9 protein-coding genes are annotated in these 12,466 nt (G+C 49.8%); 3 read left to right on the top strand and 6 right to left on the bottom strand.

From position 1 onward, the window contains the following. Positions 1-120 precede the first annotated feature (120 nt). The 4 genes from ACSV5M_RS00755 to ACSV5M_RS00770 form a co-directional block, all read right to left on the bottom strand. Positions 121-2,607 (bottom strand): glycoside hydrolase family 9 protein, encoded by a 2,487-nt coding sequence (locus ACSV5M_RS00755; RefSeq protein ID WP_439173470.1) that lies wholly within the window; start codon positions 2,605-2,607, stop codon positions 121-123. 230 nt (positions 2,608-2,837) lie between these two features. Next, positions 2,838-4,544 (bottom strand): GGDEF domain-containing protein, encoded by a 1,707-nt coding sequence (locus tag ACSV5M_RS00760; protein ID WP_439173471.1) that lies wholly within the window; start codon positions 4,542-4,544, stop codon positions 2,838-2,840. A 146-nt stretch (positions 4,545-4,690) separates the two neighbouring features. Beyond that, a complete protein-coding gene (locus tag ACSV5M_RS00765) occupies positions 4,691-5,323 on the bottom strand; it encodes a thiol:disulfide interchange protein DsbA/DsbL (RefSeq protein ID WP_439173473.1) in 633 nt (210 codons plus the stop codon). Between the two features lie 210 nt (positions 5,324-5,533). Continuing rightward, complete coding sequence (locus tag ACSV5M_RS00770; protein WP_439173474.1) at positions 5,534-6,217, bottom strand: c-type cytochrome; 684 nt, start codon at positions 6,215-6,217, stop codon at positions 5,534-5,536. Positions 6,218-6,394: 177 nt separating this feature from the next. Between ACSV5M_RS00770 and yihA the strand changes: the two genes are divergently transcribed. Continuing rightward, complete coding sequence (yihA, locus tag ACSV5M_RS00775) at positions 6,395-7,030, top strand: ribosome biogenesis GTP-binding protein YihA/YsxC (RefSeq protein ID WP_439173475.1); 636 nt, start codon at positions 6,395-6,397, stop codon at positions 7,028-7,030. 435 nt (positions 7,031-7,465) lie between these two features. Here the strand turns inward: yihA and polA are convergent, their stop codons facing one another. After that, on the bottom strand, positions 7,466-10,240 hold the full coding sequence (polA, locus tag ACSV5M_RS00780) for a DNA polymerase I (protein ID WP_439173476.1): 2,775 nt from the start codon (positions 10,238-10,240) through the stop codon (positions 7,466-7,468). Between the two features lie 408 nt (positions 10,241-10,648). Here polA and ACSV5M_RS00785 point away from each other — a divergent pair, with 408 nt between their 5' ends. Further along, a complete protein-coding gene (locus ACSV5M_RS00785) occupies positions 10,649-10,912 on the top strand; it encodes a hypothetical protein (protein WP_439173478.1) in 264 nt (87 codons plus the stop codon). A gap of 290 nt (positions 10,913-11,202) precedes the next feature. After that, entirely contained in the window at positions 11,203-11,487 is a 285-nt protein-coding gene (locus ACSV5M_RS00790; RefSeq protein WP_439173479.1) for a hypothetical protein, read from the top strand. Here ACSV5M_RS00790 and ACSV5M_RS00795 read toward each other — a convergent pair. After that, positions 11,446-12,297, bottom strand: a complete 852-nt coding sequence (locus ACSV5M_RS00795) for a zinc ABC transporter substrate-binding protein (RefSeq protein ID WP_439174017.1) — start codon at positions 12,295-12,297, stop codon at positions 11,446-11,448. The two genes, ACSV5M_RS00790 and ACSV5M_RS00795, sit on opposite strands and share 42 nt — an antisense overlap. Between the last annotated feature and the right edge of the window lie 169 nt (positions 12,298-12,466).

The following is a 12,466-nucleotide window of genomic DNA, read 5'->3' on the forward strand; positions in this document are numbered from 1 at the left end:
CCGCACTCATTTCAGGTCGTTTTGTGAGTGCAAATTTTCCCACGGATAGGCCAGGGTCTCAACGATACCGAAGCATAAATTCACGCTGCATTCTGCGCGAATTTATGCTTCGTTGCGGTATCAAGGACGTTTGGCTTGTTGCTTCGCCAGAGCATCGGCAGCCAATGCCAGAAACATATAATTGGTTGCACCGCCGCCCATCACGTATTCCGTTTGCTGCCAGAAAAACGGCCAGACTTTTAACTCAGGTAAATCCGGACGAATCAATGCGGTTCCGGAGATCACACCACCGGGAATGTAAGACCAATCCGCACGATTCACACCATAAGCGACGATAGCGGAATTGGCGCCGACACCCGAGGCAAAGGATTGTGTGTTGTCTCCCGGATGAACACCCAGCACAAAATTCAAGGCATTGAGATAGAAATCGGTACTGGTATGCTCAGGCCAGGCTTGGTTGAAAAAATATTGTTTAACACCAAAGTCCTGGATGGTCCAACCGGCTCCCCAGATATTGGGTTTGTAGGGAACACCGTAGGGTGATTCCGTCTTGGCGGCTTCACGCAAGGCCTGTTGATGTTGCGCAACCGCATCGGATACCGCAGCAACAAACGCAGGATTGTCAATCTGTTTCATCACCCGTCCGATAGCCCAACCAGTGTCAGCAATCTTGCTGATAACATCAGCTTGCATGGCCACCAGTGCATCCCGATATTGCTGGTCATTGGTTGATAAAATGAGTTCAGCCAATACAAAGGCTTTTACCGCGATATCGTCGCTACGGGTAAAGGCCTCGCGATACAAAGCCTGCGCTACCGTCAGCGCTTCTTTTGCCATCTCGGGATTGTAATTACGTAAAACCCGCGACGCGGCAGCCAATCCCGCCGCAACATCAAGTTCAGGGTTGGGATTATCTTCCGTAAATACCCAGCGATCATCCGCGGTGCCCGATTTGCCATGTTTAATTTCACCGGGTTTTAGGTTCGCATCGTACTCGAAATTATCGGTTTGCACCGATGCATCGCCCAGCAGCACATACTGACGAATCGTCGGCTCAATAATGCCGCGATACAAACGGCCCATGGCGCGATAGCCACCGAGGATACTCAACAAACCGTGTTCAACTTGTTGCAGCGCATCGTTCTTGCCATCGGGCACATGAATCTCAACCAGGCGTTTATCCTGATCAATCAAGGTGGCGTCGTAATCGAGACCGAATTCTTCCACCATCATAGCCAGCAACCAGACTGTGCCAATTTGCGATTCAACGCGTAGATCATAATCACCCGCGTCATGCCAGCCACCCACATTTAAACCGGGTACGCGTTCACCGGGTTTAAATGTCGTTAAGGTGGAAGGACCGGAAATGTAGCCATCAATATGATTGAAATTTACCGGCGCCATGATAGCGTCATCAAGGTGATCAAGCCCATGCCACACGCGATATTTTTCATTCACGCGCATGTGACACATTTGTACAGGTAGAAAATATTCGAGCGTCGGTTGCCAGGCGTGGCGATCAAAAACATCATCACCGATTTTAAATGCGTGGGACGTTTTATCGCGGTAGCTCACGACATACATTCCCGGTTCAGTCACGTCGGAGAAATCGTAGGTGAGATAGTGGTAGCGCAGGAATTTCCCCCAAGCTTCCGGCTTGCCGCGTTGAACTACTTTTTTGCCGTCTTCGGTCAAACGATACAAGGTCACGCGATCAGCCTTGGTGTCGATCGCATCCTGTTCAATCACCACTTTTTTTGATTGCCGGGTACTGTAACCCAGTTGTGAAACCTGAATAACCGGTGCGTAGCGCCAGTTCTTAACCACATTGGGGGTAACCACCCATTCAATCGCGTTTTTCGTTGCGCCCTCCGGTACTTCACTGCGCAGGATGTACCAACCGTTATTATGATTCGCGCGGCCATCCCATAACTCCAGCGCACCGCCCTGCTCCACTTGGATCAACATGCGTTGCTTGTCCAGATCCGGCGCCAGGGTGAATTTTTTCCCTACCGCTAAAGGTGCCGTGAGAATTTCACCGTGATGATCAACCAGAGGACCATTGGGTTGCTGGGGAAAGATACCCGCCTGATCATCCATCAAAAACGATTTGCCAAATAGATGCGCGGGAAATAATTCGAAGTTAAAACCGACCTTACCAATCCATTCCTTGGGTAAAGGTTTTTCCAGATCCACAGAAATTTTGAAGCTGTTGCCGTCCAGCGCTGTCACATGAACCTGATAAGTGAACTGCAAGTCCGGGTACAGAATGGGGTTAAAACCTTTTCGGTCTTTATCCGGGTCGGGGTATGACAGCGTCTGGGAAATCTGTTGAATTTTTTTATTTACTACAGTTTCACCTACACCACGGGGCACCGGCGACCATTGTCCCGGTGAAGCTTCGAGGCGCAAATCGCCATTAGCCGCAACGCGAGAGCCGTGTTGAATCACGGTTACACCTGTCTGGTGGCCATCGGGATAAATGTCAGCAAACACCGTGACATTCAAGCCCTGCTTTGCAAAGTAATTCTGATCGTTGATTTGCAGATTGGGTTTGGCTTGCACTGTTGCGCACAACAGCAAACCGGCGAATATAAGATAGCGCATGATGTTATTTTCTCCTCGCTTGTCATAACGGGTCAACAGATCCGGCAGCTACGCCGACCCGATATATTTATGATTATTGTTTAACGTGAAAGTGAGCCCAAGCGGCGCCAGCATAAACCTCGGCAGCGTTGTTTGAATCGCTCTATTTTGTGGAGAAATGTTAAATACTGTTAAACGCAGTTTCTTGTACTGACAACTGATCCAGTGATCAAATGGCGAGACTCGGGCCGTTATTCTGCGACTACGCAGCGGTTACGCCCACCCGCCTTGGCGCTATAAAGCGCGCGATCCGCACGGGCAAAGACGCTATCCGTGGTGTCTCCCGGACGAAATTCGGTAATACCCATAGACAAGGTAATAGCCAGTGGTTCTTCTTTATAGTTGAATGCTGTATTCGCGATGGCGGCGCGAATTTTTTCCAGTACTGCCACCGCTTTGTCCAGCGGCGTTTCCGGCATGATGACGACAAATTCTTCTCCGCCATAGCGGCCGAAAAAATCCACCTCGCGCAACCGTTTTGCGATAGAGCGACTGATAACCTTCAACACCCGATCACCCGCCTGGTGGCCAAAGTTATCATTTATTTTTTTAAAATGATCGAGATCGCAAACTGCCAGGGTTAACGGATGATCGTAGCGCTGCCACCGTTGCCACTCAGCTTCCACGCGTTCGTTGTAAGCTTCGCGATTGGGTAATTCAGTTAATGGATCATGCAGCGCTTTGTAACGATGCTTTTCCATTGCATTCCGATTACGCTCGGCATCTTCCTCCATCGCTTTGATTTTTTCTGCCAGCGTTTGTAACTGGCCGGTCAATCGTTGCTGATCCTGTTCGCTGTGTTGAAAGGTATCCAATGCCTGACGAATGTTACCCAGTTGCGAGGTAACTTGCGCTTTTAATTGATTCAGCTCCGTTGCTGTTGCCACATGGGTTTCCAGGCTAGCCACCTGTTGCATCATTGAATCCTGCAAATTACGCGAGACTTCGCAACGCGAAGCCTGATGCTCGGCGACACCACCGATCACACGATAAATATCAGCCAGCTCCTGGTTTACATTGTTGAGGTAATTAGCGAAGGCCTGGTTGGCCGCCAGATAGGCTTCCACCATCAAGTCACGGACATGCTCCAGGGTGGTAATCACATTATCCGTTGTCAGCCCCTGGTGTAGCCGTTGGCGAATAATTTCCACATCGGGAGCAATAGCGTCCGGTACATCAACTTTATCGAGCATATCGCTCAATACCTGGCTGACATTACTCACGATGATTTCCTGGGCCGGCGTAGAGGACATCACACCAGAATGAGTCGCCAAGTGGTGAACCGGGGCTTGTGCAACATCTGAAGGCGTTGCACCGCCATTTACTTCAGGGCTTTTTATTTCAGGGTCTTCAGAATTTGCCGTTGCTGTCGCGGCAGTGTTGCCGAATAATTTTTGCAGAATGCCCGCAGCAGGCTGCTGGAGCTCCTCAAAAACTCGCTGTTGTAATTGAGCCAGGTGTTCCAGCAGCGCAGGATATAAACGAATTTTTTCACTGTGACCGGGGATCTGCGCCAGATAATTCCCAATATCTTTTTTTAACGCACGAGACAGGGGTCGATTATGGAAAGGCCGCAGGATGTCCGTTAATGCCTGACTCATTTGCCGCCCCGTTTCTTCGCGATGCTGTTCAAACCTGACCACTGCCTGGTCAAGTTGATCAAATACTTTTTGAAGATCACCGGTATTAAGAGGATTATCTTTACGCAATGCATGGCGCAAGCCGTCCAGCGCATCATCGAGCGAGTCATTGTGTCCATCCGCCGACACACTGAGGCGTACCAGCGCCCGCCGGAGGAGTTCCCGCTGTTGTTCTATCGCTTCCTGGGTATCCAGCGCATCCAGATATTTGTCACGCCAGTTTGTGTGATGAGTGGTATCGTCCGGGCGATCTACCATGATGAAGCCTGTTCTGTCGTTTTTCTGTGCCTATGATTATAGACGTACTTCATCGAAACACGCTCGTCCAAAACGACACTGCCCACCGGTTCCTGCACATGAAAACGCAGGAGCCGGCGGGCAGTTAGTGAGTTGTTGCGTAGGGATTAGAGTGCAGCGCGCTCTTTTTCAATAAGGAAATCAGCTACTTTCAGCATTTCGCCTTGGCCACTCAACTTGGAGCTGCTGATGCGGTACTTGCCGTTAACAACGATTTCCGGCGTTCCGGTAATACCATAACCGCGCGCCCGTGCATCAGCCTGTTTTATTTGGCTGGTCACACCAAACGAATTAAACGTCTTCAGTACATCGGCTTTATCAGTGCCGAAACCCGATAAGAATTCAGCCCACTGGTCCGGGGTGTTGAAATTTTTGCGTTCAAGGTGAATTGCATTAAAGATTGCCATATGCGCCTTGTCTTCGATCTTCAATGCTTTGATGGTGTAAAAGGCGCGCGCCAGATTTTCCATTTGTGAATTCCAGATTGCGTGGGTTTGTACAACAACGACGTCATCCGGCTGTTGTTTCTTCCAGGCTTGCAACGCAGGTTCGAAATTGAAGCAGTGACCGCAGTGGTAAGAAAATACTTCGGCTACTTCAATTTTCTTCGGATCAATGGTTCTTACCGGTTGTTCGAGCACAATGTAATGCTCGCCAGCGACATATTCCTGCTTGGATGATTGTTCAGCACAGGCTGCAAGAGAGAGAAAAACGGCAAAAAGGGCCACCAGAAAACGCATAGGATTTACTCCGTTGTTATCGAATAGAGTTAAATGTACGCTGCCGCACGCACTATAGAACCAGGAAGGTTATTCAAGTTCCGCTATCAAAAGCAAGCCATAGCGTAAGCGGCATTGCGTAAAATACTGAAAATGTTCTGAAACCGAACCTCTGATAGTAAAAAAGGCGACCCAGGTCGCCTTTTTATTTACGGAATTAAATCAAACCCATTAATTAAGGCCAGCAACAAAGTTGGCCACAGCTTTGATTTCAGCATCACTCATCTTTTCTGCCACCAGGCGCATGATCATCTGATCACCGTCATTGGTGCGATTTCCACCGCGGAATGCAACCAGTTGCTTTTCAACATATTCAGCATATTGACCGCTCAAACGGGGGAAACCCGCCGGGGCATTACCGTGACCATCCGGCGCGTGGCAACCGGTACAGGCCGGCACACCATTAGCCAGGTTACCCGCACGATAAATCCGCTCGCCCAGCTCCAGACCATCGACCATAATTCCCGAATTCACTTTTACCTGTAAATCTTTTGCCCCACTTAACTGAATAGTCTGGCCGGCAAAATAGGCTGCAATATCTTGCAGATCCTGGTCGCTCAGGTTGCTGAGCATACCGGTCATCTCAGGCACCGCACGACCAATAGTCGGCTTTTTGGCGGCATCAGTTTCAAGATCCCACACCTGGATATCCTGCAGTTGTTTATAGAGGTAGCGCTCACCCAGGCCGGCGAGTTTGGGGAAGGTTGGCAGAGGGCTGTTGCCATCAGAACCATGACAAGCGGCACACACCGCTACTTTATCTGCACCCGCTTTGGCATCACCGGCCGCGAATGCGCATTGCGCAATGGCCATCAATCCCAGCGAAAAAAGTGCATGCTTCAGTAAATTTTTCATTGGCTAACCCGTTGTTCTGATTATGTTTCGTTACAATCACGACGATTTCTTGAGCGGCCTTAATGGCCTTGCCTGTTATGCTCAGGCTACAATTCCGCCCCCGATGCGGGAACGGCCATTAGAAGCGGTTCGCATTATATACCAACCGTTTAATAACACACCATTTTGCAGGGCTTTATGTGCAGCGACATTGTTTTTAGCAAGGCCTATTTCACCAAAAGCGCTCCAAGCTTGCGCGAATGCCCACCGGAGACGGGTGTCGAAGTGGCCTTCGCAGGTCGCTCTAACGCTGGAAAGTCCAGCGCAATCAATGCATTAACCAACAGCAAGTTGGCGCGTACCAGCAAAACGCCCGGTCGCACCCAGTTGATCAACTTCTTCAATCTCTCGGATACACAGCGCCTGGTGGACCTGCCGGGCTATGGTTATGCCAAGGTGTCTCGCGACATGAAAGAAGAATGGCAGCGGAATTTGTCTGAGTACTTGCAAAAACGCCAATGTCTGCGCGGCCTGATACTCTTGATGGACATTCGCCATCCACTTCAGGATTTCGATGCCACAATGATTCGTTGGGCTATCGATGCCGATATGCCCGTCCATATCTTGCTGACCAAGGCGGATAAGCTGAATCGCGGCCCGGCCAACAATGTGCGTCAGGCGGTCATCAAAGAATTGAAAGCAGCAGGTATCGCAAACCGTATCAGCATCCAATGTTTTTCTGCATTAAAACGCACTGGTATTGAAGAGTTACAAAACCAACTGCAGTCCTGGCTCACCCTGGATAACGCCGAACACGCTCCAGCCTCCCTCTAATCTGCGGACAAAAAAAATCCGGTGATTCAAGAGGAAGATCACCGGAGTAAAGGACTGACACCCTTGGGGTGATGTCAGTTGAAGCGGTTACAGAAGCTATGGGGAGTAGCCACCACTTGCGTTCAAAATTTACGACCGACGGCCGGATCATTAAGTTCAACGGTCGTTAAATTTTTTATTGAAACCATGCAGATGTCGACATTTCCGCCAGTTTTCACCGGAAATTGCTGAATTTCGCCCAAAAAAAACCCCGATTTATCATCGGGGTTGCTTCGCTTGATACTTAGAAGGCTTAGCTGGCTTAAAAAGCCAATCAGGGGGAGGAGTTAGCTCATGAACATAAAACACACATTTCTATGACATAAGGACAGTTTAATAAGTTCACCCTCCTGACAAAATTTTTCTGACGGCTCGGTCAGATCTTCTCCGGGGGGTTTAATGCGCCTCATCCCAGTTGTTCCCCACCCCCACCTCAACCAATAGGGGTACCTTTAACGTAGCGGCGGCAGACATATGTTGCCTGACGGCTTTACTGACGACGTCGATATGAGCCTCTGCCACTTCCAGCACCAATTCATCGTGGACCTGCATGATGATGCGCGCATCCAGCTGGCTTTCGGTCAGCCAGCTATCGACACTGATCATGGCCGTTTTGATGATGTCGGCCGCCGTTCCCTGCATCGGTGCATTGATGGCCGTGCGCTCTGCAGCCAACTGTAGATTTTTATTGCGCGCATTAATGTCCGGCAAGTAGAGCCGCCGCCCAAACAGGGTTTCAACATAGCCCTGTTCATGGGCCAGGGAACGTGTTTCATTCATATAACGGTGGACGCCGGGATAGCGCTCAAAGTAACGATCGATATATTGTTGTGCCTCGTTACGCCCCAGACGCAGTTGTTTGGCAAGACCGAAGGCCGACATGCCGTAGATCAACCCGAAGTTAATTGCTTTGGCACTGCGGCGCATCTCCGGCGTTACTTGGTCCAATCCTACTCCGAACACTTCCGCCGCGGTAGCGCGGTGTACATCCAGCTCCTGTTCGAAAGCATTCAATAGCCCCGCGTCTTCCGACAGGTGCGCCATGATACGCAGCTCAATCTGCGAATAGTCAGCCGCCACAATTTTGTGGCCGGTCGGTGCGATAAAGGCCTGACGAATGCGGCGCCCTTCTTCATTGCGGATTGGGATGTTTTGCAGGTTGGGGTCGGTGGACGAAAGCCGACCTGTAGCAGCGACTGCCTGGTGATATGACGTATGGATCCGTTTGGTTTGCGGATTAATCATCAGCGGCAGCTTATCGGTATAGGTGGACTTGAGTTTCGCGAGCATGCGGTATTCCATCAGTACCTTGGGCAAGGGATAATCCAGTGCCAACTCCTGCAATACCTCTTCCGCAGTCGAGGGTGACCCCGTCGGCGTCTTCTTGATGACCGGGAGCTTTAACTGATCAAACAGGATAGCGCCCAGTTGCTTGGGCGACCCAAGGTTAAACTCCTGCCCCGCGATGTCGTATGCCTTGCGCTCCAGTTCTACCATGCGCTCGCCCAGCTCAATGCTTTGCTGCCCCAGCAGCTTGGCATCCACCAAAGCGCCGTTGCGCTCAATATTCGACAGCACCGGAACCAATGGCATCTCGATGTCGGTGAACACCCGTTGTAGCGACGGAATTGCCTCCAACTCCGGCCACAGGCGCTGGTGCAGACGCAAGGTAATGTCGGCATCTTCCGCAGCATAAGGCGCGGCGTCCTCTACCGTGATTTGATTAAAGGTGAGCTGCTTCGCCCCTTTGCCAGCAATGTCCTCGAAAAGTATGGTGGTGTGATCAAGATACTTTTGCGCAAGGTCATCCATGTTATGTCGGCTGCCAATGGAATTGAGCACATAAGATTCCAGCATGGTGTCATAGGCAATTCCCACCAGCTTGATGTTGTGGTTCAACAACACGCTACGATCATACTTCAGGTTTTGCCCCACCTTTTGGCGGCCCGCGTCTTCCAATAACGGTTTAAGCGCTCGCAAAACCGTATTCAGGTCAAGCTGCTCCGGAGCATTGAGGTAATCGTGGCCACAGGGAACATAAGCGGCCTCTCCCGGGGCTACTGCGAAAGAAACACCGACAATTCTCGCCTGCATGGCGTCGAGGCTGGTGGTTTCGGTATCGAATGCAAAGAGATCAACATCGGATAAGCGGGCAATCCACTTTTCCAGGATGGCCATATCAGTGATAGTGTCGTAACGGGTTTCAATAGAAGCCAAGGGCACATCGGGGCTCTCCGGCGTTGTCGCTGGAGCCTCAAATAAATCCTCAGTGGACGCCACCTCGGCGTCGCTCAGCTCTGCCACCCAGCTTTTAAACTCCAATTCCTTAAACAACGACAGCAGGCGCTGGTTATCTGGCTGACCGATATGGATGGATTCCGGTGTTACCGCTAAAGGTACATCGGTTTTGATAGTTGCGAGCTGATAGGAGAGGAACGCCTGGTCACGATGCTCCTGGAGTTTCTCCGGCATTTTCTTTGCCCCGCGAAAATCCAGCGTGCGCACGGCCTCGAGATTCGCATAAATAGCATCAAGCCCACCTAACCCCTGAATCAGGCCAAGAGCAGTTTTCTCGCCCACCCCCGGAACACCGGGAATATTGTCAATTTTGTCGCCCATCAGGGCGAGAAAATCGATCATTAATTCAGGGCCGAATCCATATTTTTCCTTTACCCCCGGTGCATCAAGGTAGCTTTCCGTCATGGTGTTGACCAAATGCACATGCTCGCATACCAGCTGAGCCATATCTTTATCGCCGGTGGAGATGATCACCGGATGGGACTTTTCTGCCGCCTGTCGAGCAAGCGTCCCAATGACGTCATCCGCCTCTACACCTTCCACCACCAACAGGGGCAAGCCCATGGCTGTGACAATGTCATGAATCGGCTGAACCTGGGGTCGCAGGTCATCGGGCATCGGAGGCCTGTTTGCCTTGTATTCGGCAAATAGCTCGTCACGAAAGGTTTTTCCTTTCGCATCAAAGACAACCGCAATCGGGCTTTGCGGATAATCTTTACGCAAACGGCGCAACATGTTGATTACCCCTTTCACCGCCCCCGTAGGTTGCCCTTTGGAATTCGTGAGGGGGGGTAACGCGTGATAAGCGCGATATAAATAGGAGGAGCCGTCTACCAGCACCAGGGGCGCCACAGGAAAATCATTTCGAGCCATGGATCATCGTTCTTTTGTTCAGGGGAAGTTATCTGTCCCGGAGGACAGGCATAAACGAAGAAAGCCGCAGGATACACCAAAACACCCACCGGGGCGGCCAACCTCCCCTCACCGGCGCGCTCACCCAAATATCTGTTCGGATGAACCGACGACCTCGGTATCAATAATGCCTCTGACAAAGTGTTACCTTTGTGTTACCCGACGCCAAACCTGATCTCCAACATGTAAATAGGGCCTTAAGTATCGGTATTTATTCACAAAACCATCATTGAAATTAAACTTTTTTGAAATACCACTAGCGCAAAATAATAAATGTGTTACCATGAGTAACATCAAGTAACAAACAAGAGGCTAACCCGGGGACACCGGACCACCTCAAAGGCAAACATCCCCACGGAGGACGAAAACATGAAAAAACTCGCTTTTATCGTTGCAGCTTTGGTACTGACAACTAATGCACTGGCTGATGATGCTGCAGCTTATTCAAATCTGACGATTGCAGCCGCAGAAACTGGTAGCACATTGAGCTGGACGCTGGACAAGGCTGAAACCAATGCCGAACAACGTCACACTGATATCCTGGCTGAAAAGACTGATGCATTGAACGAAAAACTCAATGCCAAATTGGAAAAAAATCTGGAAGAAAAATTTAAAAACCAACTGAATTACTAATTTTATTTATCCGGTTTATCTCATCACAACCGGATTTTTATTGATCCTTTTTCTCCTCGTGATTAACCCTGTGTCGGCACTTATTTCCTTTTGTGCAGAAAACACAGGGTTCTTTTTTTATTTGCATCACAAATTTGACATTTAGTGCTTATTAAGTGAGCTACCGCCCTGAAACTCTTCATTATTCACCTACACTGTGAACAACTCTTGCGCTGAGGTTGTCGTTAGAGAGACTGGATGTACCAATTTCTGGCAATCGCTAATCGTGTTTGAATAGCAAAGGAATTTTTATGGATACTCTGATCTTCTCGCAGTCCGCTATTTTTCGTTTACAACAGCTAGGTAGTCACTATTACCATTACAGTGGCGTGCGACACAAACTGGCTACACCGGAAGGTATTCTTGATTTATTGAAAGCCGCTGCGCTGGCACAGGATGCCAATGTACGGGAATCTTACGATGCTTTCGTAATGGAGCTAAACAAGCGCCAAATCGAATCTTTATCCGAACGCGGTGTTACGTTGCGCGTACCGCTACACTTCTCCCGTAACGGAGCTATTCGCAAGGCAAGCTAAAAAAGCTTGCGCCATCTTTTCCAATAATTGTTTATAGGTTTTTATTTCCGGCTCGCCAATAGGATCGAGAATGGCGACCTTTAAATTTAATTCTTGCGCCAAGTCGGTAGCAATACGCATGTCGTAATAAGGCTCTATAAAAAGACAGGTCGCACGGTTATTTAATTGCTGCCGTAGCTCATACAAATGTTTTGCACCGGGGCGGCGCTCCGGCGTAAAGGTCACGTAAGCCAATTGCTGTAAATCATAATGTTCCACAAAATGCAGATAACCTTCGTGATACACCGCAAAACCCTTTCCTCTCGCTGGCGTCAGGATTTTCATCAAATGCTGATCCAATTCCTTAATGGCAATGGAAAATTTTTTGACATTGTTTGCATAAAACATGGAAGACGCAGGATCGATCTCGCTTAATTTTTTTGCTAACCCCTCGGCAATGATCGTCGCATTGCGCGGGTCTAGCCAAACGTGCGGATCGTGCCCATGATGTTGATGGCCTGCTGCACTGGCATGTGAATGCGACTCACCTTCCGGCCAATTCATACCAGGAAGATCGTAAACAGCGAGATGCTTGTTTGATGCAAGATTATTCAATGGACGCTGCAAGAAGGTTTCCAGACTTGGCCCAACCCAAAGCACCAGATCCGCGTCTTGCAGGCGACGGATATCCGATACCCGTAACGGATAATCATGGGGCGATGCCTTTACCGACAACAAATTTTCCACACTCACTTTATCGCCCGCTATTTCCTTTGCGATCAGCGCCAGGGGCTTGATACTGGTCACCACCTTGATGTCCGCCACAGCCATTGTTGGCAAAACCAACCATAAAATAAGCGGAAGGTGGCTGAAGATTCTGGGCAAGCGGAGGAGAAACATAGAAACGTCGATACCGTGCAAGAGGGGGATGATTAGTAACGCCTAAACCAGTGGTGTCTATTTACCGGTAATGTCCATAACTGCCACAACTGGTAGTGCC

This window comes from Cellvibrio sp. ARAG 10.3 (assembly GCF_051846955.1).
GTDB lineage: Bacteria > Pseudomonadota > Gammaproteobacteria > Pseudomonadales > Cellvibrionaceae > Cellvibrio.